This is a genomic window from Lactobacillus sp. ESL0228, assembly GCF_003692825.1.
Classification (GTDB): Bacteria; Bacillota; Bacilli; order Lactobacillales; family Lactobacillaceae; genus Lactobacillus.
Genome location: NZ_REHJ01000011.1, coordinates 208,797 through 234,631 on the forward strand (window position 1 = coordinate 208,797; position 25,835 = coordinate 234,631).

At 35.1% G+C, this 25,835-nt stretch carries 24 protein-coding genes; 15 read left to right on the forward strand and 9 right to left on the reverse strand.

What is annotated here, in order from left to right; all coding sequences use genetic code 11:
• The first annotated feature begins 24 nt into the window (after positions 1-24).
• From F5ESL0228_RS08055 to F5ESL0228_RS08120, 14 genes are all read left to right on the forward strand, one after another.
• Positions 25-2,370 (forward strand): ABC transporter ATP-binding protein/permease, encoded by a 2,346-nt coding sequence (locus F5ESL0228_RS08055; RefSeq protein WP_122023426.1) that lies wholly within the window; start codon positions 25-27, stop codon positions 2,368-2,370.
• A gap of 168 nt (positions 2,371-2,538) precedes the next feature.
• On the forward strand, positions 2,539-3,261 hold the full coding sequence (locus tag F5ESL0228_RS08060; RefSeq protein WP_122023427.1) for a glucosamine-6-phosphate deaminase: 723 nt from the start codon (positions 2,539-2,541) through the stop codon (positions 3,259-3,261).
• A 151-nt stretch (positions 3,262-3,412) separates the two neighbouring features.
• Positions 3,413-3,967, forward strand: coding sequence for an alkaline shock response membrane anchor protein AmaP (amaP, locus tag F5ESL0228_RS08065; RefSeq protein WP_122019489.1), 555 nt, complete (start codon positions 3,413-3,415; stop codon positions 3,965-3,967).
• Positions 3,968-3,978: 11 nt separating this feature from the next.
• Positions 3,979-4,158: a DUF2273 domain-containing protein gene (locus F5ESL0228_RS08070; RefSeq protein WP_122023428.1), complete on the forward strand. Its 180-nt coding sequence runs from the start codon at positions 3,979-3,981 to the stop codon at positions 4,156-4,158.
• A gap of 29 nt (positions 4,159-4,187) precedes the next feature.
• Positions 4,188-4,706 (forward strand): Asp23/Gls24 family envelope stress response protein, encoded by a 519-nt coding sequence (locus F5ESL0228_RS08075; protein WP_122023429.1) that lies wholly within the window; start codon positions 4,188-4,190, stop codon positions 4,704-4,706.
• A 542-nt stretch (positions 4,707-5,248) separates the two neighbouring features.
• Entirely contained in the window at positions 5,249-5,896 is a 648-nt protein-coding gene (locus tag F5ESL0228_RS08080) for a deoxynucleoside kinase (protein ID WP_122019501.1), read from the forward strand.
• A 15-nt stretch (positions 5,897-5,911) separates the two neighbouring features.
• A complete protein-coding gene (locus F5ESL0228_RS08085) occupies positions 5,912-6,601 on the forward strand; it encodes a deoxynucleoside kinase (protein ID WP_122023430.1) in 690 nt (229 codons plus the stop codon).
• 708 nt (positions 6,602-7,309) lie between these two features.
• Positions 7,310-7,951 (forward strand): amino acid ABC transporter permease, encoded by a 642-nt coding sequence (locus F5ESL0228_RS08090; RefSeq protein ID WP_122023431.1) that lies wholly within the window; start codon positions 7,310-7,312, stop codon positions 7,949-7,951.
• A gap of 16 nt (positions 7,952-7,967) precedes the next feature.
• Entirely contained in the window at positions 7,968-8,609 is a 642-nt protein-coding gene (locus tag F5ESL0228_RS08095; protein WP_122023432.1) for an amino acid ABC transporter ATP-binding protein, read from the forward strand.
• Between the two features lie 13 nt (positions 8,610-8,622).
• Positions 8,623-9,468 carry an amino acid ABC transporter substrate-binding protein gene (locus F5ESL0228_RS08100; protein ID WP_122023433.1) on the forward strand — a complete coding sequence of 282 codons (846 nt, stop codon included), beginning with the start codon at positions 8,623-8,625 and terminating at the stop codon, positions 9,466-9,468.
• A gap of 377 nt (positions 9,469-9,845) precedes the next feature.
• Positions 9,846-11,153: an NCS2 family permease gene (locus F5ESL0228_RS08105; protein ID WP_122023434.1), complete on the forward strand. Its 1,308-nt coding sequence runs from the start codon at positions 9,846-9,848 to the stop codon at positions 11,151-11,153.
• A gap of 101 nt (positions 11,154-11,254) precedes the next feature.
• The gene (locus F5ESL0228_RS08110; RefSeq protein ID WP_122023435.1) at positions 11,255-12,709 is read left to right on the forward strand and encodes a DASS family sodium-coupled anion symporter; all 1,455 of its coding nucleotides are present in this window, start codon (positions 11,255-11,257) and stop codon (positions 12,707-12,709) included.
• 125 nt (positions 12,710-12,834) lie between these two features.
• A complete protein-coding gene (locus F5ESL0228_RS08115) occupies positions 12,835-14,145 on the forward strand; it encodes an NCS2 family permease (RefSeq protein WP_122019524.1) in 1,311 nt (436 codons plus the stop codon).
• Positions 14,146-14,238: 93 nt separating this feature from the next.
• On the forward strand, positions 14,239-14,517 hold the full coding sequence (locus F5ESL0228_RS08120; protein ID WP_122019527.1) for a hypothetical protein: 279 nt from the start codon (positions 14,239-14,241) through the stop codon (positions 14,515-14,517).
• Between the two features lie 615 nt (positions 14,518-15,132).
• Here the strand turns inward: F5ESL0228_RS08120 and gndA are convergent.
• The 8 genes from gndA to F5ESL0228_RS08160 form a co-directional block, all read right to left on the reverse strand.
• Entirely contained in the window at positions 15,133-16,518 is a 1,386-nt protein-coding gene (gndA, locus tag F5ESL0228_RS08125; RefSeq protein WP_122023436.1) for an NADP-dependent phosphogluconate dehydrogenase, read from the reverse strand.
• Positions 16,519-16,624: 106 nt separating this feature from the next.
• Positions 16,625-18,427 carry a pyruvate oxidase gene (gene spxB, locus F5ESL0228_RS08130; protein WP_122023437.1) on the reverse strand — a complete coding sequence of 601 codons (1,803 nt, stop codon included), beginning with the start codon at positions 18,425-18,427 and terminating at the stop codon, positions 16,625-16,627.
• A 264-nt stretch (positions 18,428-18,691) separates the two neighbouring features.
• Positions 18,692-20,590 (reverse strand): tRNA uridine-5-carboxymethylaminomethyl(34) synthesis enzyme MnmG, encoded by a 1,899-nt coding sequence (mnmG, locus tag F5ESL0228_RS08135; RefSeq protein WP_122019538.1) that lies wholly within the window; start codon positions 20,588-20,590, stop codon positions 18,692-18,694.
• Positions 20,591-20,600: 10 nt separating this feature from the next.
• Positions 20,601-21,986, reverse strand: coding sequence for a tRNA uridine-5-carboxymethylaminomethyl(34) synthesis GTPase MnmE (gene mnmE / locus F5ESL0228_RS08140; protein WP_122023438.1), 1,386 nt, complete (start codon positions 21,984-21,986; stop codon positions 20,601-20,603).
• Positions 21,987-22,091: 105 nt separating this feature from the next.
• Positions 22,092-22,961: a membrane protein insertase YidC gene (locus tag F5ESL0228_RS08145; RefSeq protein ID WP_122019546.1), complete on the reverse strand. Its 870-nt coding sequence runs from the start codon at positions 22,959-22,961 to the stop codon at positions 22,092-22,094.
• A 1-nt stretch (position 22,962) separates the two neighbouring features.
• Positions 22,963-23,331, reverse strand: a complete 369-nt coding sequence (rnpA, locus tag F5ESL0228_RS08150) for a ribonuclease P protein component (protein WP_122019549.1) — start codon at positions 23,329-23,331, stop codon at positions 22,963-22,965.
• 51 nt (positions 23,332-23,382) lie between these two features.
• Complete coding sequence (rpmH, locus tag F5ESL0228_RS08155; protein WP_003549412.1) at positions 23,383-23,523, reverse strand: 50S ribosomal protein L34; 141 nt, start codon at positions 23,521-23,523, stop codon at positions 23,383-23,385.
• A 177-nt stretch (positions 23,524-23,700) separates the two neighbouring features.
• A complete protein-coding gene (locus tag F5ESL0228_RS08160; RefSeq protein WP_233551622.1) occupies positions 23,701-23,991 on the reverse strand; it encodes a hypothetical protein in 291 nt (96 codons plus the stop codon).
• Positions 23,992-24,241: 250 nt separating this feature from the next.
• Here F5ESL0228_RS08160 and F5ESL0228_RS08165 point away from each other — a divergent pair, with 250 nt between their 5' ends.
• Positions 24,242-25,282 (forward strand): helix-turn-helix domain-containing protein, encoded by a 1,041-nt coding sequence (locus F5ESL0228_RS08165; protein ID WP_122023439.1) that lies wholly within the window; start codon positions 24,242-24,244, stop codon positions 25,280-25,282.
• Positions 25,283-25,302: 20 nt separating this feature from the next.
• Here F5ESL0228_RS08165 and F5ESL0228_RS08170 read toward each other — a convergent pair whose 3' ends face one another.
• A complete protein-coding gene (locus F5ESL0228_RS08170; RefSeq protein ID WP_147441051.1) occupies positions 25,303-25,509 on the reverse strand; it encodes a hypothetical protein in 207 nt (68 codons plus the stop codon).
• Positions 25,510-25,835: the final 326 nt, after the last annotated feature.

Sequence of the window (25,835 nt, forward strand, 5' to 3'; positions counted from 1 at the left end):
AATAATTTATACAAGGAAATAAATATGTTACAATTAAAAAATTTACGCAAAACATATCATATTGGAGATACATCAACTCATGCATTGAATGACATTTCTGTCTCATTTCGTAACCAAGAATTTGTGGCTATTTTAGGACCTAGTGGCTCTGGCAAGACAACAATGTTAAATGTTATTGGCGGACTTGATCGATATGACAGTGGCGACTTGATTATCAATGGCAAATCAACTAAAAATTTCAAAGAGACTGACTGGGATGCTTATCGAAATAATTCTGTTGGCTTTGTTTTTCAAAACTATAACTTAATTTCACACTTATCAATCAGTGCCAATGTAGAACTAGGAATGAATCTATCTGGGATCTCAACAGTTGAACGTCATAAGCGTGCAATTAATGCCCTAACACAAGTTGGATTGAAAGATCAGGTTCACAAAAACCCCAATCAATTATCGGGTGGTCAAATGCAACGAGTAGCAATTGCTAGAGCATTAGCTAATAACCCTGACATTTTACTTTGTGATGAACCGACAGGTGCTTTAGATACTGAAACATCAGAACAAATTATGCAGTTGATTAAAAAGCTATCTCAGGATCGCTTAGTTATAATGGTTACACACAATCCGGAGCTAGCCACAGAATATGCAACTAGAATTGTTAATTTTCAAGATGGTAGGATATTGAATGATTCTAATCCATTCACACCAACTGATGAAAGTGACACCTTCAACTTAAAGCGGACGAAAATGTCATATTGGAATGCAATCAAACTTAGTTTTACCAATATTTTAACTAAAAAAGGAAGAACCACTTTAACTGCATTTGCTTCAAGCATTGGTATTATTTCAATTGCAATTGTATTAGCTTTATCTAATGGTTTTCAAAAACAGATAGACACAACAATGAGCAAAGCATTAGCTAAGTATCCAGTTTCTATCACTCAAAGTGCTACTAACTTAGATAGTTTTTCCTCAAAAAATGATACCGATCAGGTAGTCAAAAATCGGGGTTATGTGACTGTTAGAAAAGCTAAGGCGCAACAAAATGCCCATAGAAATAAAATTTCAAAAAGTTATATTAATTATGTAAAACGAATTAATCCGGACTATGCAAATAATATTTCTTATCAAGTTGCTGTAAACTTGAATCTTTTAGGAAAAGTTAATGGTAAAATTAAGCGCGTACAATTTTCTCCATTAGAAGCGGGTTCCACGATGTCACAAGCATATTCTCAAATACAAACCCAAGCTGCTGGCATGTCATTCATGGGCTCAACAGTTTTTCCAACTACACTTGATAAAAGTAAAGGTAATATTTTAAAAGAAAACTATCATTTATTGTCTGGCACTTGGCCCCAAAAATTAACTGATTTAGTTTTAGTTGTAGATGATCAAAACACCGTTATTGATAATGTGCTTAAAAATCTTGGTTTTACCATTAAAGATGGTGACAAAGTTGACCTTAATAAGTTAGTTGGTCGAGAGTTTAAAATTATTGATAACAATAATTATTATCAGCAATTACCTACTGGGATGTTTATTCCGAAAAAGGTAGACCAAGAAATGTATAACCGTAGCAATATTAAACTTCGAATTGTTAGTGTAATTAGACCTAAAAGTAAAGATTCTATGGAGCTTCTGTCTCACGGAATTGTATATAATGACCGTTTGGCATTAAAGATTATTAAGCAAAACCAAAAATCTGCTATTGTCAAAGCTCAACAAAAATCTGATCAAAACGTGATGACTGGTCAAAGCATGACCTCCGCTGCTAAAAAGCAAATGCTCCAATCAATTGGTGGCTCAGTTATTCCTGCAGGAATTATGATTTATCCAAATAATTTTGATTCAAAAACTAAAGTTTTAAACTATTTAGACAAATGGAATAAAGGAAAGAATAAAAAAGATCAAATTGTTTACACCGATATGTCTAGTGCAGTGACATCAATGACTGGTGGCTTGCTTAACGGAATCACTACAGTATTAGTTGCTTTTGCAGCAATTTCATTGGTAACTTCAATGATTATGATTGGTATTCTAACCTATACTTCAGTTTTAGAAAGAACAAAAGAAATTGGTATTTTGAAAGCCTTAGGAGCAAGAAAAAAAGATATTACACGCGTTTTTGATGCTGAGACATTTATTTTGGGTGTTTTCTCAGGAATTTTAGGAATTATCATTGCTTGGCTACTGATTTTTCCAATTAACAGCATACTGTATTCCATAACTGACCTATCAAATGTTGCCCAGTTAAATCCACTTCATGCATTAATTTTAATTATTATTTCGACAATTTTAACCATGATAGGAGGCCACTTGCCTGCTAGAATGGCTGCTAGAAAAGATGCGGCAATTGCTTTAAGAAGTGAATAGGTTTCCCAAAATAAGGATAGCAAAAAGGGGTGTCATTGTTACATGTGAAACAATGACACCTCTTTTCATATTTCTTAATATTAAAAATTAGTGGAATAAGATTTCTTCTATTGACAAATTGGCATATACCAATTTATAATTAATTTAGTTATTTTGGGAGGAATACATATGAAAGTTATAATTACAGGTAATAAAGCTGAGGCAAGTACAAAAGCGTTTGAAATCTTTCAAAAAAGCATCGAAAGTGGTGCTAAAGTTATCGGTTTAGCCACTGGTTCCACGCCTGAAGATCTTTATCAACAATGGACTAAGAGCAATTTAGATAACAGCAAATTGACTAGTATCAATTTAGATGAATATGTTGGCCTTTCAGCCGATAATGACCAAAGCTATCATTATTTTATGCAAAAGCATTTATTTGAACAAAAGCCATTTAAGAATTCATATGTACCTGATGGCATTAAAGCTATCAAGGATCCTGAGGGTACTTCTGCTGATTACAACCAGATCATTCAGGACAATCCAATCGACATCCAACTTCTTGGTCTAGGACAAAATGGTCACATCGCTTTTAATGAACCTGGAACCTCTTTTGATTCAGTCACTCATGAAGTGAAACTAACCAAAAACACTATTAAAGCTAACTCTCGGTTCTTCAGCAATATTGACGAAGTGCCTAAATCTGCAATTTGTATGGGAATTGCTAATATTATGTCTGCTAAAAAGATTGTAATCATGGCTTTTGGCGAAAATAAAGCCGATGCTGTCAAGAAGATGGTTGAGGGGCCAGTAACTGAAGAAGTCCCTGCCTCCATTTTACAAAATCATGGCAACGTTACTTTAATTGTGGATCAAGAAGCCGCAAGCAAATTAACTGAAAATTATCGTTAATATCTTATCATACCTTTTTAAAGAGCTGCTTTAAGTAGCTCTTTTTATTTTAATATATTAACGCAATATTGTATATGATTGGTGCATATCATTAGGCTGACTAAATATTGTGTATTATAATTAGGATATACTAAGAAAGGATGGTGATTAATTGAAGCGGAGTAAAAAATGGTTACTGATCCTCTGGATAATTTTATTATTACCCATACCAGTTTACCTTCTTTGGGAAAATAATAATCTTTGGCAACAATATTTAAAGATTAGCTTGCCTTCATTAGGTAAGCTTAACCCAATTTTTTCCTGGTACTTAGTAGGTATCAGTGCAGTTATCCTTTTAATACTAGTTATTAGTTTGATAACCATCTTATTCTGGCCAGTACAACGATACTTCAATTTAATTCATAAGCGGGACGGACAAGTTAAAATCACCAGTAAAGCAATTAATGGTTATGTGATGAATTCTTTAGCGGACTTACCATATTTGAACAAAGCCAAGGTTGATTCAAGGTTAACTAATCGTAAAATTAAAATACGGATTAGTGGTGATCTCGGTTCTAGTGAAAACGTATCAAACCTGCTTAATGATTATTTAGCAGAACTGGAAAAAAACCTCAAACAATATTTAGGAATTGAGCAGAAGCCCAAAATCAAAATCAAATTTGTAAACTATCATTCTTCTGCTAAATCAGAACAACGAGTTCAATAAAGGAGGCAGAAATGAAAGAAAATTTACAAAAGTACTTTCCAGAAATAAGTGGTGCAATACTTGGAATACTATTAGCATTTTGCTTTATAGGATTGGGATTTTTTAAGACGATTTTTGTAATAGTAATGTTAGTTGTTGGTGCTTTAGTTGGTCATTATGGACCATTGCTTAAAAATTTAAAAAACAAATAAACAAAATAAACATATGAAAGGAAATTTATATGACAGAAAATAATTCAAAACACGAAGTTAAAGGTGACTTAAATTATGATTCAAAGGTAATTCAAAAAATTATTGGAATTGCTTTATCTGATATTAAAGGACTCCTAACAGTTAATGGTGGTTTCTTCTCAAACTTAGCTGATAAAATCGTTAATACCGACGATGTTACCAATGGCATCAATGTTGAAGTTGGCAAAAAGCAAGTTGCCGTTGACATTGAAATTGTCGCAGAATACGGTGTTGAAATAGCCAAGTTATATGACCAAATCAAGAAAAAGATTTTTGATAAAGTCAAAGAAATGACCGGCTTGGATACAGTTGAAGTCAATGTTACTGTTGTCGATATTAAGACTAAAGAGCAACATGAAAAAGATTCCGTTAGCTTGCAAGACAAAATCACTGGCACAACCAAAGATGCTAAAGAAAAAATTGGTAGCCGCGTAGATAAAGTTGAAAACAAAATTGACGATAAGACAGAAGATATAAAAAAAAAACAAATGACTAATAGAGTAAACTAAACTTTAACTGGGGTGTAATCAAAAAGTTTAACATTTACTAATTAGTTTTAAATACACGATCCCAATATTTATTGGGGCGTGTATTTTATTTGTTAGATCTTTTAATATTGTTAAAACAATATACATAAATTTAAGTATCCATTTGATTTATCCTAACAAGCTGATCATAAAATCGTTCAGATAATTACAGTTCAACTAAGTAAACAGCTGTTTCTCCAAAAACATCATTATAGCAGTCACTTTTTTAAACACAGTCTGAGTAATAATCATTATTTAGGTGTATCTCAGTATGTCTAACAATTATGAAACACCTCAATTGCGTGAGATTAATTCATAACTACATCTCTTTCGAGTTTCAACCAAGATTTTTATAAGTTTCACGTGTAACATGTTTTGTGATCAATAGACAAGCAAAAAATTGTACTGTATTATACAAAATCACTTGACATTTGCCATCCAATTTCAATTTATTTTCCTCTTGTTTGCCACTATATATTGTACTAAACTAGAAAGTAATCAAGATATAGTATTTAAGAAAGAACGTGATGACAGTTATTGTTTTAAGTGGGCCAATTGGAGCCGGTAAATCCAGTTTAACCAGTATTTTAGCTGAACATTTAGGTACACAAGCTTTCTATGAGGGAGTTGATAATAATCCGGTCCTTCCCTTGTATTATCAAGATATGAAACGATATACTTTTTTGCTTAATATCTATCTACTCAACCATCGTTTGGCTCAAATTAATCAAGCAATTAAGGAAAAGAACAGTGTTTCGGATCGTTCAATTTATGAAGATGCTCTCTTCTTTAAAATGAATGCGGAAAATTCTGTTGCTGATCCAACAGAATTTAAAATTTACGATAGTTTGCTGAAAAATATGCTGGAAGATACTCCAGGTAATCCGAGTAAAAAACCTGACTTATTGATCTATATTCACGTATCACTTGATACCATGCTAAATAGAATCAAAAAGCGCGGTCGCTCTTACGAGCAGATAAGTACGGACCCCAGCTTAAAGGATTATTATTCGCGCTTGATTAATTATTACGAGCCATGGTATGAAAGTTATAACGCATCACCGAAAATGTCAATTGATGGTGATCAGTTTGATTTTATCCTCGATGAAACTGCTAAAAAAGAAGTTTTAAAGCAAATTGACGATAAACTGCTTACGATTGGAAATTTATAATGAAGAAGGAAAGTGATGACAGTTATTGTTTTAAGTGGGCCAATTGGAGCCGGTAAATCCAGTTTAACCAGTATTTTAGCTAATTATTTAGGAACTAAACCTTTTTATGAAAGTGTTGATGATAACCCCGTCTTACCACTCTTTTATGCAGATCCTAAAAATTATGCCTTTTTATTACAAGTATTTTTCTTAAACACACGTTTTAGAAGTATCAAAGATGCATTGACTGATGACAATAATGTTCTTGATCGCTCAATTTATGAAGATGCTCTCTTTTTCCAGATGAATGCCGATATAGGCCGTGCAACTAAAGAAGAAATTGACACATACTATGAACTTTTAAATAATATGATGACTGAGCTTAATCATATGCCAAAAAAGAACCCTGATTTATTAGTTCACATTAAAGTGTCATATAATACAATGCTTAAAAGAATTAAAAAACGTGGTCGTCCTTATGAGCAACTTAGTTATGATGCAACGCTTGAAGACTATTATAAACGCTTATTACGCTATTATAAGCCATGGTATGAAAATTATGATCACTCGCCCAAAATGGAAATTGATGGCGATCAGCTTGACTTTATTACCAATGACCAAGACAGGAAAATTGTTCTAGATCAAATTGTTAAAAAGTTAAAAGAGATTGGAAAATTACCTCAATCATGGGATAAATCAACTGAAATTGAAATTGCAGAACAATAATATACAACCTAATTAAAAAACAGTCAGTCTAAAAGACAATATTCTTTTTTCTAGATTAGAATAAATTATTAATTTTTTAGTTAAGGACTAATTCTTGATATTCGATCAGGATTGGTCCTTTTTATTTGTCCTTATTTCTTTTGCATTGCAATACTCAACGTAGTCTTTAATTACATCTTCTAGTTTATCAAGATTTTTCAAATTTTCTCAAAGCCGTAAAACATTTCACAATTAAGAATCATTAAGAGTTGCATAATCCTATGAATCATGGACCAAAATAGAAATTTTAAGTTCTTAAATTAAGAAATTTCTAGTCCTTGGTGTGAAATAGTGGCGGGCATAACCTTTTAACTATAAACTTCAATGATTAGTGTCCAGTAAATCTTTTGCTCAATTAGTTACAACTCATTTTACATATCTTTGATTAATATTATTCCTAAAGACGTTAGAAATATAAAAACGAGTAAGAATTTGAAAATCATGTCAATCTAGCAGAAAAACTAAATTGTTAATACTTATTTGAGCAATATCTTATATGTCTCAATTCAATTGAAATTCATTTTGCATGAAAAGCTGTTAATATTGGTAATTAAAACATCAACTTTAGATCATTTATGTTATGCTTATAGATAATTTCTTGCATGTTTGATCACAACAGCTAATAAAACATGCACCTACTGGAAAAATGAATTATAAAGGAGTTAACCAATGAATTACATTATCTCAATCTTGCCTTCTTTACTTTCAGGTGCGCAAATGACTTTACTTTTATTTTTCTGGACAATTATTATTTCTATTCCTTTAGGAATTATTGTTAGTATAGGCTTATTGTCTCCTTTTAAGCTCTTAAGGCTGTTCTTGAAATTTTATGTCTGGATTATGCGCGGAACTCCCTTATTACTGCAGCTTATTTTCATTTTTTATGGGTTACCAATCATTGGAATTATTTTCCAACGTTATGATGCCGCTTTATTTGCCTTAATTATTAATTATTCTGCTTATTTTGCAGAAATTTTTCGTGGCGGTTTTCAATCCGTACCTACAGGTCAATATGAAAGTGCCCGTGTTCTCCAACTTAACTCCTGGCAAACCCTTCAACACGTTATTATTCCCCAAGTAAACAAAATTGTGATACCGTCAATCGGCAATGAAATCATTAATCTTGTTAAAGATACTTCCTTGGTTTACGTAATTGGATTAGGCGAACTTCTACGAGCCGGAAATGTTGCAACAGCACGTGATGTCACCTTAATTCCTCTTATCCTAGTCGGTGTTATTTATTTGATAATGACTGGCTTAATTTCGTTTCTATTGAAGCAAATAGAACAAAATTATTCAAAGTGGAAATAAGTGAAAAGGAAAAATTATGCTTGAATTAAAAAATATTACTAAAAAATTTGGTTCAAAAGTTATTCTAAATAAGCTTAATCTTACAATCCCTGATAGACAAATTCTTGCAATTGTTGGCTCATCTGGTGCAGGTAAAACCACCTTACTACGCTGTCTTAATGGACTTGAAAAAGTCGATGAGGGACATTTTTATTGGAATAACAAAGAGTTCAACCCAACTCAACCTCGTCAAAATGAACAAATTATGGGCGTTGTCTTCCAGAACTACGAACTTTTTCCTAACCTAACAGTAATCGATAATATAACGCTCGCTCCAACCCTAGTATCAAAAGAAAAACTTTCCGTCGCTCAAGAAACTGCTCGAAAACTGCTTAATGAACTTGACTTAGTTAACGCAGAACAATTATATCCTTACCAACTTTCCGGAGGACAAAAGCAACGAGTAGCCATTGCTCGAGCAATGGCTATGAAACCTCGAATTTTATGTTACGATGAGCCAACTTCTGCATTGGATCCAGCATTACGAAACAAAATTGCAGATATCATTTTACAACTAAAAAGCCAAAATCAAATAACACAAATTATTGTTACCCATGATATGGAGTTTGCTAATCAAATCGCTGATATGGTTTTTACAGTTAATGCTTTAGATAAATGAGAAGGTAATCTGAGTGAAGACTAAACGTTTTGTGACTTTAATATTATTATTTATTTGTAGTTTGATTTTATCTGCTTGTAGTGGCATTACTATTGGCCAGCATACTAACTCTACTGACAACTGGGAACGTATCAAAAAGCAAGGCTATATTACCATTGGAATTGATGATACATTTGTACCTATAGATTTTCGACTAAACAACGGCCAATTAGTTGGTTATGACGTTGATTTAGCCAATGCTGTTTTCAAATTATATGGTTTAAAAGTAAATTATCAAACAATAGATTGGTCAATGAACACTACAGAACTACGTAATGGCACAATTGATTTGATTTGGAACGGTTTTAGCAAGACACCTGCTAGAGAAGAAAAAGTTTCTTTTAGTAAAACTTATTTATATGGCTCACAAGTTTTAGTAGCATTGAAAAAGAATAAAATCAATCGTCCTCAAGCAATGAAGAATAAAACTTTGGGCGTCCAAACAGGCTCTTCTGGATATAACGATGTAATGAACTACCCTACAATTTTTAAAAATCAGATAAAAAATCAAACCCCTATTCTTTATGATTCATTTACAAATGCATTCATTGATCTCACTGCTCACCGTATTCAAGGGCTCCTAATTGATAGTACCTATGCAAATTACTATATTTCTCATCAAAAAAATCCGGCACAATTTACTGAAGTTGCAACCCCATTTTCAAGAGAAGAATTTGCAGTCGGTCTTCGGAAAAACGATCATTTTCTCCAAAAAAAGATTAACTATGCTTTGAATAAATTCAGTCAAGACGGAACTCTAAAAAAAATTAATGATAAATGGTTTGGCAATCGTGCACAATCACCATTATTGAATAACTAATATCCCGAAAACAATCTTAACAGTTGATCTTAACTCAATAACTAGTAGACATGCCGCATTATTAAATTTTTTACCCCAAGCAAATTATCGAAACAATTTATGCTTTTATGGATATTTCCCAGGAAATACTTACATCTTGGTCATTTCATATTCTCTAATATCTTCTTTATAGCCATAATTTTACTTAATTGAATTGGCTATTACAAAATTTAAGTTAATTTGTGACTTTATTATCTAAAGTTACTCAGTAAATAATATTATATTTAAAAATTATTTTCACATATAATTCGTGTTTACATTAATTTGTGTCAGTGTTACACTATAGAAGTTGTTTAATTCATCAAAAAATACGAACATTTATCTATAGGAGTAATCAAATGAATTTTATAAAAAGCTATTTTCAGCTTAATAAATATAAAACAAGTATAAAAGTGGAATTTTTAGCGGGCCTGACGACTTTTATAAGCATGTCTTATATTTTGTTTGTTAATCCAAGTGTTTTAGGCGCTAGTGGAATGGACAAGGGAGCCGTTTTTACTGCAACAGCTTTAGCTAGTGCTCTAGGAACTGCACTGATGGGGATTGTCGCTAACTATCCGATAGGTGAAGCTCCCGCTTTAGGTATTAACGCATTCTTTGCTTACACCGTTTGTGTGGGCATGCATGTTTCATGGCAAACCGCATTAGCAGCTGTTTTTGTTGCTTCAATAATTTTTATCTTAATTACCATGTTTAAACTAAGAGAAAAAATCATCAATGCAATCCCTGCAGATTTAAAATTTGCCATTTCTGCAGGAATTGGTCTTTTTATTGCCTTTTTAGGTATGCAAGATGGCGGTTTAATCGTTGGTAATAAGTCTACCTTAGTTGGTCTTGGCTCATTGCATGATCCTGCAGTTTGGATTACTATTTTTGGATTATTAATAACAGTTATTCTAATGATTATTAATATTCCTGGTGCTATCTTTATCGGAATGGTTTTAGCAGCCATTTTTGGTGTTATAACTGGTCAAATTGCATTACCTAATAAGATGATTTCTTTAGCACCAAGTATTGCGCCAACTTTTGGGCAAGCTGTTTTTCACATAAAAGACATTAATTCACTTCAAATGTGGGTTGTCGTTTTAACTTTTCTACTTGTCACCTTTTTTGACACAGCTGGTACTTTAATTGGCTTGGCACAGCAAGCTGGTTTTATGAAAAATAATAAAATGCCCCGAGTTGGTAAAGCATTAACTTCAGATTCTACAGCAATGATGGTGGGATCAATTTTAGGAACTTCACCCGTAGGTGCATTCGTAGAATCAAGTGCTGGAATTGCTGTCGGTGGGCGCACTGGCTTAACTGCTGTCTTTGTAGCCATTTTCTTCTTAATTTCAATGATTTTTAGTCCTCTATTAAGCTTGTTTACAACTCACGTAACCGCCCCAGCATTGATCATTGTTGGCGTGTTAATGGCTCAAAATACTTTGCACGTACATTGGGATAAAATGGAGATCGCTGTCCCTGCTTTTTTAATTTTAATTGGAATGCCACTGACTTATTCAATTTCTGACGGTCTGGCTCTTGGAATAATTACCTACCCAATATGTATGATTGCCGCTAAACGTGGTAAAGAAATCACCCCTATGATGTGGATCTTATTCATCGTCTTTATCATCTTCTTATGGGTTCTAAATTTCTAAAGACTTTACTATTAAACAAAATATATCTATGGTAAAATGTGCAAATGTAGTATATGTTATTTTGCATTGATATATTAACCCAAATTTCAAAAGAGGTCTTTATGAAAGCACTTGAAAATATCGATTATAAAAAATTCATTATGCCGATTGTATTAGGTTTAATCTTTTGGTTCACTACCCCTATACGTCCAGCTGGAGTAACAGTTGCAGCATGGCATATGTTAGCAATTTTTATTGCTACTATTGCTGGCTGTATTACTTTACCACTTTCTATTAGTGGTGTTACTTTAATTGGTTTTACTTTAACTATTGTTTTAGGCATAGTGCCCTTAGCTGATAAAGTAGTAAATGGCAAGGTAATTGAAAAGGGAGCAATTAATGCATTTGCCAACTCGTCAGCTTGGCTAATCGTTATGGCATTCATGATTTCACGTGGAATTGTTAAAACAGGTTTAGGTCAAAGAATTGCCCTTTATTTTGTTAAATGGTTTGGACATAAATCCTTAGGTCTTGGTTATGCGATTGGAGCAATTGACTTACTTGTTTCCCCAGCTACACCTTCTAATGCTGCCAGAGCAGGTGGTGTTGTTTATCCATTAATTAAGTCCTTAGCAAATACATTTGGTTCAAAACCTAATGATCCTTCACGGAAAAAAATGGGTTCTTACCTTGTCTTTACTGAATTCCAAGTTAATATTATTACATCATCACTATTCATGACAGCTTGTGCCCCAAACTTAATTGCCGTAGCTTTAGCTAGCAAAGCTGGTGTTACACTAAGCTGGATGCCATGGCTAATGGCTAGTATTGTACCTGCTGCTATTTGCTTAATTACAGTGCCATATTTTATTTACAAATTATATCCTCCCGAGGTTAAAGAAACTCCAAATGCAAGAGAGTGGGCAACAGATCAGCTTAAAGAAATGGGTAAGTTAACCATACCTGAAAAAATGATGGCGATAATTTTTGCCATTACACTAATTCTATGGATGCTTTCTAGTACATTAGGAATTGATGCCACTCTAATTGCCTTTGTCTCTGTAACTTTATTGTTACTTACTGGTGTTCTTTCACCTAAAGACTTATTAAGTGAAACAGGAGCTTGGAATATTCTAATTTGGCTTTCTATTCTTGTTTTTATGGCAGAAAAGTTAACTCAATTTGGTTTCATTGGTTGGATCTCTAGCAGTATTGCTGCTGAAATTAAAGGAGTTAATTGGCTAGTTGCTTTAATAATTTTAGCTTTAGTACTGTTTTATACCCATTACCTATTTGCAAGTGCCACTGCACATAACTCTGCAATGTATTTACCGCTTTTAACAGTTGCCATTGCTGCTGGTGCCCCTAAAGTAATGGCAGCACAATTTTTGGCAATGTTTTCAGCGATCATGGGATCAACTACCCACTACTCTAGTCCAGCAGCTTCTGTTTTAGCATCATCAGGATATGTTAAGCAAAATGAATGGTGGAAGTTAAGTTTTATCTTTGGTATTTTTTACATCTTGGTTTACGGAATCATCGGGCTAGCATGGATGAAGATTATCGGTATGTGGTAATTTCAAAAAACGAATCTAAAAAGATTCGTTTTTTTGATTTCTTGTAATTATTTTTCATTAGAATCATACGCTTATGCTACACTAGATAATGTATTTTTATTATTTAAATATTTTTTGGAGGAAAAATGATGACATTAGAAAAAGTCTTTCATTTAAACGATGCTCATACCACTGTCAAACGTGAGTTAACTGCTGCATTAACCACCTTTGTCAGCCTCTCCTACATCCTTTTTGTTAACCCGAACATTTTACATGCAGCAGGAATTGATAAGGGAGCTGCCTTTACAGTTACTGCATTATCAATTGCAATTGGCTGCTTTATTATGGGACTAGTAGCAAACTACCCGATTGCCTTAGCTCCAACGCTAGGCAGCGCTGCCTTTTTTGCTTATAACGTCTGTGGCAGCATGCACATTAATTGGCAAACAGCGCTCGCAGCGGTTTTAGTTGCCTCAGTCCTTTTTATTTTAATTACCGTTTTAAAACTACGAGAAAAAGTAGTTGATGCAATCCCTCAAGATTTAAAATATGCTATTTCTGCCGGAATTGGCTTATTTATTGCTTTTATAGGCTTACAAAATGGTAAGCTAATCGTCAATAGTGAATCTAATCTAGTCACTTTAGGTAAATTTAACACACCGGCAGTTTGGATCACACTTTTTGGATTGACTCTAACCGTCATCTTAATGGCCTTAAATGTACCTGGTTCAATTTTTATTGGAATGGTTGTAACCGCAGTTTTTGGCGTTATAATCGGACAAATTGCCGTTCCAAAGGCAATTATAGCCAGGGCACCAAGTATTACTCCAACTTTTGGTCAAGCTATTTTCCACATTAAAGATATCAATACACCGCAACTATTTATGGTTGTTCTAACATTTTTATTAGTTACCTTTTTTGACACTGCTGGAACCTTAATTGGGATGACCGAACAGGCCGGTATGGTAGATCAAAATGGCAAAATTCCGCGTATTGGAAAAGCCTTTTTATCTGATTCCTTAGCAATGGTTGAGGGTGCAGTTCTTGGTACGGCTCCACTTGGAACTTCAGTTGAATCAAGTGCCGGAATAGCTATGGGCGGACGTACAGGTTTAACGGCAATTTTTATTGGTATCTTCTTTTTAATTAGTATGATTTTTAGCCCATTATTAGCCGTAATTCCAACCACAGTTACAGCACCTGCATTAATTATAGTTGGTGTTTTAATGGCTGGTAATCTTAAAAAAATTAACTGGGACAAATTCGAAATTGCCTTTCCAGCTTTTCTAACTGTTATTGGAATGCCTTTAACTTACAGCATTTCAGATGGTTTAGCTTTAGGGATGATTGCTTATCCCATTACGATGATTGCATCTAAACAAGCCAAAAAAGTTTCACCAATGATGTATGTCTTGTTTATAGTATTTATTATCTTTTTCTTAATAACCAACATGTAAAATCAATTTATTAAAGCCTTGACAACATGGCTTTTTTATAATATAAATATTAAAAATAAGCTATTATAGTTAACAAACTAAGAGGAACTATGAATGAATAAATTTTATAATAATTATAAAGTTGCATTATCGTTCACAATTTTGGCCATACTTCCTAGTTTAAATTTGATCTTTAGTTCCAATTATTACAAAATGATGGTTGGTCTAGGCTTTATTTTTATAGTAGCAATAATTTCATTTAGTATAGATTATTGGTTTAATAAGCATACTTTTAGAACTAATTACCATTTCCACAAAAAAGGTATTGCTGCCTTAATTGATTATTTAATTGGTATTATTTTATTAGTAATTGCTTACCTTTTTTTAGTTTAAAACGTCTGAAGTAAAGTTGTTACACGTGTAACATAGCAACTAATTTTTTATCAACTTAAAACTGTTAGAATCATGAAGCAAGCCCCAAAAGTTAAATAACTTTTGGGACTTTTTTATGATTAAATTATCTAAAAGATCAAAAATTGAACCTTTTCATTAATGGCTAAATAATCATTTAACTAAAACCATCACCTTGATTTTTTCAATTGCTTGAAAATTATTGATAAACTTTATCATCATTACTTTCTAACCTTAATTTAGTCCGTACAAAAACAAGCCTTGACCAACCATATTTCTTTGAGAAATTTAGCCATTAAATTTAGACTTAAAAGTTTAATATTTTATCAATTAGCCACGTAGATACAAAAAAGCAAATATAATATCAACCCCCCAGACCTCGAAATAAAACTAACAAGGGACGACTTCAATAGAAAATCTACAGTTGCCTATTGTAAATCTTGTACAAAATAACGAACAAATCATGTGCAGACTAAAGGGCTTGACGCCGATTAAATATCAACTACAAGCCCTAATATGATAAACATTTACAACATAGTCCAATTCAGGGACTCATTTAATTATTACTAACTGCCTTATGTTACACGTGTAACATAATTATTTTTCTTCATACCATTCAGTGTGATAAACACCTTCACGATCATTTCTCAAGTAAGTATGTGCACCAAAATAATCACGCTGACCTTGAATTAAGTTAGCTGGCAAACTTGGATTAAAAATTGATTCTAAGTAGTTTAATGATGCACTTAAAGTTGGTGTTGGGATACCAGCTATAGTAGCAAGTTCGATAACTTTCCGCAATGCAGGAATATTCTTTTCCATTAAGTCACTGAAGTAAGAGTCTTGGAACATATTATCAAGCTTATTGCTATTTGCAAATGCTTTCTCAATATCTTTAAGCATTGATGAACGAATAATGCATCCAGCTTCCCATGATTGTGCAATTGCTGGATAGCGTAAATCCCACTTGTAAGCATCAGCCGCCATCTTAAGTTGTTGAAATCCTTGAGCATAGGCTACAGCTTGGCTTAATTGTAATGCTTTTTCCAAATTAGTAATCAGATCTGTCGGAATTTCCCCGTTCCATTTAATTTCTTTGCCCTCACGCGTAGTAGCCTTTGACATGAACCGAGCAAGCACAGCTTCAGCGATTACGCTAATTGGTACTCCGAGGTGAACACCATCTTCAAGCATCCAGTTGCCTGTACCCTTGTATGAAGCAACATTCAAAATATGGTCAATTACGTAATCAGGAGTCAATTCATCTTTTTGCTTCAAAACTTCAGAAGTAATTTCACTAAGATATGCTTGAACTAAACCTTGATTCCAATCAGCAAAGATCTTTGACATCTCATTGTTAGATTTTCCAGCAACTTTACGCAAAATATCGTAAACTTCGGAAAATTCTTGCATAATGCCATATTCGATACCATTATGAACCATTTTAACGTAATGGCCACTTCCTTCTGGTCCGATAAAACTAACACATGGTTGGCCCTCAGCGTTCTTAGCAGCGATTGCTTCTAAAATAGGTGCAACTTTGCGGTAGGCTGCTTCATCACCACCAGGCATCAAAGCTGGGCCATTTAAGGCACCTTCTTCGCCACCTGATACTCCCATACCAATAAAATGGAGACCATGCTCCTGCATCTTATGAAACCGTCGATTAGTATCATGGAAATTTGAGTTACCACCATCTAATAAGATATCTCCTTTATCAAGTAAAGGTAGTAATTTATCTAAAGTTTCATCAACTGGTTTACCAGCCATAATCTGAATTAAAATTTTTCTCGGCTTTTCTAATGAATTAACAAATTCTTTCCAAGAATAAGTTGGTTTTAATTTTTTATCTTCATACTTTGCAAAAGCATCAACTTCTTGTTTATCAATACTAAAACCAGAAACGGAGAAACCATTATTTCTAACATTTAAAGCTAGATTTTTACCCATAACTGATAGACCGATAACACCAAATTGTTGCATATTTATTCCTCCACTGTTAAAAATCATTCCCTATTATTATACTTGTAAGGATGAAAAAAAGCGAAACTTTCAAAAAGTTTCGCTTTTTTATTACAAATTAATTTTATTAATGTTCCGAAGCACCTGAAGTAGTGTCTGACTCTTCTTCTGGTTCTTCTTCAGTTTCTGAAGCGCCTGAAGCAGTATCAGTATCTAAACCATATTTTTCAGCAAAGTAGCTAAATGGCTTCAAGTCTTGTGCTTGATACTTCTTAACAAAGTCTGGATCATCAAGGGTATTCAATTCAGTTGAGTATGGCATGTCATGAGTGAACTTGATGTCGATTAACATTGGTCCATCCATTTGCTTAAATTCCTTAACTGCGTCTTCAAATTCCTTCTTAGTACGTACAGTTACACCCTTAACGTTCATACCTTCAGCAACCTTTGCCCAATCATTATCTGGCATAATAACACCTGATAATGGTTGGTGTGACTGGTCAACTTGTTCAGCTTCAATGAAACCTAAAGTTTCGTTAGTGAATACAACGTTAAGAATATGCATGTTGTAACGAGCTTCTGTCAATAATTCTTGACTCATCATTGCAAAGCCACCGTCACCACCTAAGTTCCAAACTTCACGGTCTGGATGAACAGTTGCTGCTGCGATTGCAGCTGGTGAACCAAAGCCCATAGTTGCATATAAGCCTGAAGTTGCCCAAGTTTGTTCGTCATGTAAGTTTACCAAACGTTGGAAGTCAATGTTGATGTTACCAACATCAATAGCAAATTGAGCATTGTCATCAGCAAATTTATTAATAACATCAAAAATTGGTTCACGACGAATTGGCATTTCATCGGAGTCATCGAAACTGTGCTCCCAATCTTCCCAGTTCTTACGATCATCAATAGCTGCCTTATAAAGTGGTGATTCTTCACGTGCTTCACCAGCATCAATAATTGCTTGCAAAGTCTTAGCACCATCAGCTAAGATTGGAACTTCAACATTGTGACGTTTACCCAATTTTTCAGAATCAACATCAATTTGAACAACCTTAGCTTTAGGATCAAAGAAGAATACTGAGAATGGTGAGTTGTTACCAACCCAAATTACAGCATCTGCATGCATTTGAATATCATCACTAGGTTTTGGAGCAACACGACCAATTGAACCCATGTATGCAGGAAATTCGTCTTCAACAATACCCTTAGCAATAACTGATGAAAGTAATGGTGTCTTGAACTTCTCTGCAAAAGCCTTTAATACATCCCCATGACCTTTCATACCTATACCGTAGTATACAACTGGGTTCTTAGCTTCTGCTAATACTTTAACAGCTGCATCAATGTCTTCCTTCTTAGGAGCAGCATAGTTAGGAATACTTGAAATAGTGTTGTATGTTACACGGAAGTTGTCATTAATCTTATCCCAACCAAAGTCCTTAGGAATAATTAAGACAGCTGGTCCCTTCTTAGCATAAGCTTGACGAAGAGCTTCATCCATCATTCCAGGAATTTGATCTGCAGTTTTAATTTGGTGATTCCAAACAGCAACTGCATCAAACCAAGGCTTTTCATCAAAAGCTTGGAAGAAGTCAATATCTTGGCGACTAGTTGGTACGTTAGCAATAATAGCTACCATTGGTACCTTGTCGTATTTAGCATCGTATAATCCATTCATCAAGTGAACAGCACCAGGTCCAGCTGAACCGAAACATACTCCAGCTTTACCAGTGAACTTATATTCAGCTGCTGCCGCTAAAGCACCAGCTTCCTCATGTCTAACCTCAATGTATCTTAACTTATCTTTGAAATCGTGGATAGCATTCATTGTTGAATCGAATGAACCACCTGGGAAACCATAAATATGATCAATGTGCCAGTCCAATAAAACTTGGAGCATAGCATTTGAGCCATTAATTTTTGCCATTTTAAAGTGCATCTCCTTAAATACATGTTACTTACATACTGTATTAAAACATATAATTTCACAATTTCAAGTATATTAAATTCTAAGCTATTACAAATATGTAAGCGCTATATAAAAATATAAGTTTCACAAAGTTTAATTATTTTTTATCCATTTTCTATAATATCAGTTTTTATACTTGTGATTGCCTGATCATTGAGTCGATATTTATGTACCACTTTCCTTAAATTTTTTTATAAAATATTTTTTAAATTTTTGCTAAATTTATCTTTTTACTTTTGCGTAATGACCATTTTGAACATAAACACTTAAAATGGCAATGTCAGCTGGATTAACTCCTGAAATTCGCTCTGCTTGAGCAATAGTTTCTGGACGGATTTTCTCAAATTTTTGACGTGCTTCTGTTGCCAAGCCTTCAATCGCTTCATAATCAATCTTAGTTGGAATTTTTTTAGCTTCTTGCCGATGCAATCGATCAATTTGTTGCTGTTCTTTTTGAATGTAACCAGCATATTTGACATTAATTTCAATTTGTTCTTTAACATAGCGATCATTCGAAATAGACACCCCACTCAATTGTTCAATATCGACAATTTTGACACGTGGGCGTCGTAAAAAGAGGTCTGCTCTAATACCTGCAGTCATTTGCCCTTCACCAATTTGAGTTAAATATTTTTGCACCTTTTTTTCAGGATGAATTGTAATATTTTGAAGCACATTAGTTGCTTTCTTAATCTGCTCTTTTTTGGTCAAAAATTGATCATAACGTTGCTGCGAAATGAGTCCTAATTCGTAACCATAGTCTGTCAATCGCAAGTCAGCATTATCATTACGCAAAATCAAACGGTATTCTGCCCTTGAAGTAAGCAATCGGTAGGGTTCTTCGGTTCCCTTAGTAACCAAGTCATCAATCAAAACGCCGATATAAGCCTTATCACGCCCTAAAGTAAACCCAGGCTTGCCAGCAGCACGCAGCGCTGCATTAATTCCAGCAATTAATCCCTGACCAGCTGCTTCTTCATATCCAGAAGTACCGTTCATCTGGCCTGCAGTAAATAAGTTTTTAATTATCTTGGTTTCTAGCGTGTGTTTAAGTTGCCATGGATCAACCACATCATATTCAATTGCATAACCCGGTCGCATCATTTCTGCATGCTCAAGACCCGCAACGGAGTGTAACATTTTTAGTTGTATTTCTTCTGGCATTGAGGTTGAAAAATCGCCAACGTATACTTCTTTTGTATCCTTTCCCTCTGGTTCAAGAAAAATCTGATGCCGTGGTTTATCTGCAAAACGAACAATCTTTGTTTCAATCGAAGGGCAATATCGTGGGCCCACTCCCTTGATTTGACCTGAAAACATCGGTGAGCGCGACAGATTGTCATTAATAATCTCATGCGTTGCTTGATTAGTGTATGTCATCCAACAAGAAACCTGCTCTTTGAGATAATCTTCATCCCTACTTTCAAAAGAAAAATGACGCGGTGTTTTGTCCCCTGGTTCCTCTTCTGTTTTAGAATAGTCAATCGTATTGCTGTTAACACGTGGTGGGGTTCCAGTCTTAAAGCGCCGCAACTTAAACCCCAATTTCTCTAAATTTTCAGATAACTTGATAGCTGGAATCGTGTTATTAGGTCCTGATGAATAATTTAATTCACCAATATAGATTCGACCACGTGCAGATGTTCCAGTGGTTAAAACAACACTTTTTGCATAATATCTAGCGCCAGTATTAGTAATTAGTCCTTTACATATTCCATTTTCTACAATCAGTTCATCAACCGTAGCCTGACGTAATGTAAGATTTGGAGTGTTCTCAATCACATTTTTCATATGCTCATGGTATTTCCACTTATCTGCTTGAGCTCGAAGTGCTTGCACAGCAGGTCCTTTACCCGTATTAAGCATTCGCATTTGAATATACGTGGCATCAATACTTTTACCCATCTGACCACCAAGTGCATCAATTTCACGCACAACCGTTCCTTTGGCAGGGCCGCCAACCGAAGGGTTACATGGCATAAAAGCAACCATATCCAAACTAATCGTTAACAGCAAGGTCTTTTCACCCATTTTTGCACTAGCTAATGCGGCTTCACAGCCTGCGTGCCCAGCACCCACAACGATTACGTCGTAATCGTTCGAATCGTAACTTTTAATCATCTTTTTGCACCTATTTTCCTAAACAAAATTGACTAAATAATTCATTAATCAGTTCATCTGGACTGCTTTCACCAGTTATTTCTCCCAGTGTATTCCAAGCACCCGTAAAATCAATTTGAGCAATATCTAGTGGGACTTCACTATCTAATGCAGCTATTACGTCCTGAAGCTGTTTTTTAGCCTTTTCAAGTAGTCCTACTTGACGCTGATTAGTTACCATTATTTGATCATTAGAATTTTCTATTCCACTAAAGAAAAGTTCATTAATTGCTTGTTCTAATAGATCAAGGTTTTTCTCATGCAAAATAGATGTAGCTATTACTTTACTACCAGTTAGCTTCTTAATCTCTTCTACACTGATTCTTTGACCTAAATCTGTTTTATTCAAAACAGCTATTCGTTTTTTATGATTAGTCGCTTTAATTAATGCTCGATCTTCTAACGATAATTTTCGACTTGCGTCAAAGAGTAATAAAACTAAATCTGCCTGAGCCAATGCTTGCTTCGAGCGCTCAACTCCTATTTTTTCCACTTTGTTATCGGTAGCACGAATTCCTGCCGTATCAATTAATTTAAGTGGAACACCCTTAACTGAAATATATTCTTCTAGCGTATCTCTTGTAGTACCTGCAACATCGGTAACAATTGCTGTGTCACTTTTTGTTAAATAATTAAGAAGGGATGATTTACCAACATTTGGCTGACCAATAATAGCAGTGGCTAAGCCATTACGTAATATCGTGCCTTCAGTAGCAGTTTTCAACATTTCATCAATTTTTTCGATAACTGCTTTTGAAACCTTGGTAATCTGTTCAGCAGTAATTGTATCCGCATCATATTCAGGATAGTCAATATTGACCTCAACATTGGCCAATGTATCTAAAATTTGTTGGCGCATAGCTCTTATTTTTTTCAGCAATCCACCTTCTAGTTGCTTTTCCGCGACTTGCCGAGCCCGATCTGTCTTAGCCCGAACAATATCCATGACACTTTCAGCTTGGGTTAAATCAATTCGACCATTAACAAAGGCCCGCTTAGTAAATTCACCCGGTTCAGCCATCCGGGCACCGCTTTTTAACAACAGTTGCAAAATACGATTGGTTACAACAATCCCACCATGACAATTAATTTCGACAATGTCTTCACGTGTAAAAGTCTTGGGTGCAAGCATCACGGACACCATGACCTCATCAATCACCTGATTATTTTCTGGGTCAATGATATGCCCATAATGAATTGTATGGCTTGAAACTTTAAGTAGATTACCACCTTTAAAAACCCTATTGGCAATTTCTACGGCCGCATCACCGGACATTCGCACAATCGAAATGCCACCTTCTCCAATCGGTGTAGAAATAGCAGCTATTGTATCAAATTCTGTCAAAGTTTGTGCCATAATTTAACTCCTTTCAATAAAAAAAGCGCATTACAACATCATGAATAACCATGATGTATAAAGCACTTTGACTACTTTATCTAAAAATCATTTTAGATTAGCTATTTATTTTTTCCGTTTTAACCGTTTATACGTTTTCCTTAATTGCCGTTTACGCTCACGCTCGGCTTGTAATTTGGCCTCCTGCTCACGCCGGTATTTAATCGGATTCTGCAAGATAAAAGTTTGACCAACTTGAAAGAGATTAGAAATCACCCAGTATAAAACTATTGCTGACTGGAAATAAATTCCCATTACACCAACTACAATTGCCATTCCATAAGTCATCATCTTGGTTGATAAATTTTGTGATTCCTTGGGCGTTGATAATTGGCTGATATACGTTGACAAAAACGTTAAAATCATTGATAGGATTGGCATAATGAAATATGGATCAGGTTTACCTAAATCCATCCATAAAAACCGACCAGTCAAAAGTTGTGGTGTACGCCAAATGGCACCGTATAAAGCATACATCACAGGCAGCTGAATAATTAGTGGCAGACAGCCCGCATAAGGATTGATACCAGCTTCTTTATAGAGCTTATTAGTTTCTTGCGAAAGTAGTGTCCGCGATTCTGTATCATTACCAGGATATTTTTTGCGCAAAGCATCAATTTCAGGCTGCACACTCTGCATCTTGGTCGTGCTCTTAATTTGAATTGCACTTAATGGATACAAAATTATGCGAACAATTATAGTAAAGACAATAATTGCCCAGCCATAATTGTTATTCATCAGTTTAGCAAGCCATAATAAGAACGTTGACATATAATAAATTATCCAGCGATCCCACCAGTTGCCACTTGTATGTGAAACTGGGGCTGGCTGCTTGGTAGCTGCTGACGCACATCCCGTTAGCACAACGGCTAGTGTTATCACTGCTAGTAGCGCAAGCACACGCTTGACATTCTTTTTAGTTAAAATGTCCCTCACTCTAATCTTCCTCAACTTCTTCAGATTTTTCTTCAATAATCTTAGCCAAAACAAGTGCATGAAGCAGATTTTTTCTTACTTCTGCCATTGTAAAGTCACGCGCATATGGTCGGGCAATCACTAAAAAATCAATCTGCGGCTCAATTGCTGATTTATTCTCAATCAGAGTCGCACGAATATAGCGTTTAAGGCGATTACGAACTACTGCCGTATGCCCCACTTTTTTACCGACTGAGATTCCTACACGAAAATGAGCATTCTCCGGTTTATCTATTCGGTAGATGACAAATGCTCGATTAGCAACTGAATTACCAGCTATAAAAACTCGTTGAAAATCATTTTCAGTTTTAACTCGATAAGACTTTCTCAAAATGCTTCATTCCACTCTTGTATATTAAAAAAACCACTGGGATTCAGTGGTTTAAGCAGATAAGACTTTTCTACCCTTTGCACGGCGTCTAGCCAAAACCTTACGGCCATTTGATGTGCTCATCCGCTTCATAAAGCCATGAACGCGTGAACGATGACGCTTTTTAGGTTGGTAAGTTCTTTTAGTTGTCATTAAACTACACCTCCAATTTTTTATATGCTAGCTGCACAATTTAGTATCTAGAATATCATGATTAAAGTAAAAAACCAAGTAAAATCGAAAAAAAGATGGAGTTAATCACTGGATAGACAGATAATTGATCATAAATTATTCTCAAACAAATCCGCAAAGCTGGTCATAAACACATTCTTATACCAAATCGTCCTTGCCGATTTGGATTGAAGGATAGTGCTCCAGCGTGGGCAAATCCGTGTCAAGAGGGCAGCTGTAAACCATGTAGTAATCGTCTTTTGCAGCCGCGGTTAGTTCCGCAAACTTCTGCCGGGCTTTTTGACAATTATGAGTCGCATAAACTACGCTAACCACACCTACTTTGACCTCAGCATCCCTGCTACTGTGTTCGACACTGCCTCTCAATATTAACTTCAGGTTACCATCGTCTTTCAACCCTTGCTTAATATAGTCTTGTTCATTAATCAATCGCAATTCCTCCTCACTTAATAAACAATCATTATCATTTAATGATATTCAGCCAATAGTATAATGTCAAGCGCTTTCTTAGAAGTGCTTCAGGATAAAAAACGACACTTGATAGCCACTTCAATATAACTATCCGCTTTTATGCGGTATTGTATGTTCTCAAGACGTAATTAAGCTTATAACAAGACGTAATTAAGCTTATAAATAGTAGTAAAGACATTGACTAAGTATCCGAATTGAGGTGCCACCAATGACAACAAGTGAATTATTAAAACAATATCGCCTGCGCGCAAACAAAACCCCAAGAGAATGGGCTGGAACAGCAATCAGTCCTTCTTTCTATTCCGAGGTGGAAAAGGGCCTCAATCGGATCACTGCCGATGACTTGATCAAACTTTTGGACTATAACGGCATCCCGGCTGCAAATTTTTTTGCAGAATTAAATCCAGAAAAGAAATTACAATATGATCGTGAACAAGAGCTAATCAAATTGATGAACGATTCTTATTATCAAAACTCATGCAGTGAACTCACACGACTAGAGCGCATAATTACGCAAGGGAATCTACCTCATCGCCAAGATTTATTATTAATGATTAAAGGTTATATTGCTTTAGTAACTGATGCTATTACAGAATTAGATACTACAACTGAATCACTTATTAAAGAAAAGATTTTCAATATTGCAAAATTTGACGAGGTTTTCACCTGGGCAACAGAGACGACGGAACCCTTGCGGATGAATCGGACAATCATTCTTGTCGCCACGCCTGCCAACATGACCTTCTTTGAAACAGACAACTTAAGCGCACAGAGCGGGTCGGCTAAGATTGATACTGAACAGATGTCGCAGAAGACCAAGGAGCAGATTTTTACTAATTCATGGATAACGTCGTATAAACCGGTCTTTATTTCCATTAGCGAATACATCAAGGGCGCTCAAAAGGATCTGACCTACACGCTCTACCTCTTCGATGGTATCGACGCGCTGCTACTAGTCTTGTCAATGACCTTGGTCTACGCGATCATCCGCATCTACCAGGTTTCTCAGCAAAACTTCTTCAACGTGAAGAAGTTTCTCGGCTACAGTCTTTCCAACATTTACCGCAAGACCCTGCTCTTTTTAACGTTTAGCTTCATACTGGAATTGCTCACGACTATCCTGCTGCGTTCGCGTGTCGGTATTCTAGTCGTCAGCATCAAGTTCATCCTGCAATTATTATTCGGATTACTGTATTTGCGCAAATCTAGCGTCAAACAACTGCTATTTAGCCAAAAGGAGGACCAATAATGACAACACCAATTATTAAACTAGACCAAGTTACCAAGCGCTACGGCCAGCGCAAGAGTAAATTTTTGTCCTATAATGCCCCATTTGGCAGTACCCGTGAATGCGGGCACTGCTTTTTTTGTTTTATTAAACCGCGGCAAACCGCGACGTGCAACCCATAACAAAATTGCAATAACGGATTTTACGTCCCATTTAAGCAGCCACGCACAGACCTCGCATGTTAACATAAAGACCCGTAATTTTATCCACAACAGACAAGTCACAGTGCTTTGCACAGGATTATGCACATTTCCCAGCTTGTTTAAAAAATTATGCACAGCATGTGGATATTTCGTCGTGTAATCTAGCTCAAGTACTGTTATTATAATAAAAAATATCCACAGAAGATCATGCGAATTATTTTTTTAACGTGCTTTTTTAAGCAAATTTTGTGTATTCTCACAAAATATTTATCCACATCTTGTTAATTCTGAATTATTTTTATTCACCTGTGGAAAACATCCCGCTTAAATGGTAAAATAGACGTTGCTTATCGTTATCGGAGGGAACTAAT

Bases quoted from the DNA above. Each gene is read 5' to 3' on its own strand.
- F5ESL0228_RS08055 (WP_122023426.1), top strand. From the start codon at position 25: ATGTTACAATTAAAAAATTTACGCAAAACATATCATATTGGAGATACA.
- F5ESL0228_RS08060 (WP_122023427.1), top strand. From the start codon at position 2,539: ATGAAAGTTATAATTACAGGTAATAAAGCTGAGGCAAGTACAAAAGCG.
- F5ESL0228_RS08070 (WP_122023428.1), top strand. From the start codon at position 3,979: ATGAAAGAAAATTTACAAAAGTACTTTCCAGAAATAAGTGGTGCAATA.
- F5ESL0228_RS08075 (WP_122023429.1), top strand. From the start codon at position 4,188: ATGACAGAAAATAATTCAAAACACGAAGTTAAAGGTGACTTAAATTAT.
- F5ESL0228_RS08085 (WP_122023430.1), top strand. From the start codon at position 5,912: ATGACAGTTATTGTTTTAAGTGGGCCAATTGGAGCCGGTAAATCCAGT.
- F5ESL0228_RS08090 (WP_122023431.1), top strand. From the start codon at position 7,310: ATGAATTACATTATCTCAATCTTGCCTTCTTTACTTTCAGGTGCGCAA.
- F5ESL0228_RS08095 (WP_122023432.1), top strand. From the start codon at position 7,968: ATGCTTGAATTAAAAAATATTACTAAAAAATTTGGTTCAAAAGTTATT.
- F5ESL0228_RS08105 (WP_122023434.1), top strand. From the start codon at position 9,846: ATGAATTTTATAAAAAGCTATTTTCAGCTTAATAAATATAAAACAAGT.
- F5ESL0228_RS08110 (WP_122023435.1), top strand. From the start codon at position 11,255: ATGAAAGCACTTGAAAATATCGATTATAAAAAATTCATTATGCCGATT.
- F5ESL0228_RS08115 (WP_122019524.1), top strand. From the start codon at position 12,835: ATGATGACATTAGAAAAAGTCTTTCATTTAAACGATGCTCATACCACT.
- F5ESL0228_RS08120 (WP_122019527.1), top strand. From the start codon at position 14,239: ATGAATAAATTTTATAATAATTATAAAGTTGCATTATCGTTCACAATT.
- gndA (WP_122023436.1), bottom strand. From the start codon at position 16,518: ATGCAACAATTTGGTGTTATCGGTCTATCAGTTATGGGTAAAAATCTA.
- spxB (WP_122023437.1), bottom strand. From the start codon at position 18,427: ATGGCAAAAATTAATGGCTCAAATGCTATGCTCCAAGTTTTATTGGAC.
- mnmG (WP_122019538.1), bottom strand. From the start codon at position 20,590: ATGATTAAAAGTTACGATTCGAACGATTACGACGTAATCGTTGTGGGT.
- mnmE (WP_122023438.1), bottom strand. From the start codon at position 21,986: ATGGCACAAACTTTGACAGAATTTGATACAATAGCTGCTATTTCTACA.
- rpmH (WP_003549412.1), bottom strand. From the start codon at position 23,523: ATGACAACTAAAAGAACTTACCAACCTAAAAAGCGTCATCGTTCACGC.
- F5ESL0228_RS08165 (WP_122023439.1), top strand. From the start codon at position 24,242: ATGACAACAAGTGAATTATTAAAACAATATCGCCTGCGCGCAAACAAA.
- F5ESL0228_RS08170 (WP_147441051.1), bottom strand. From the start codon at position 25,509: ATGTTAACATGCGAGGTCTGTGCGTGGCTGCTTAAATGGGACGTAAAA.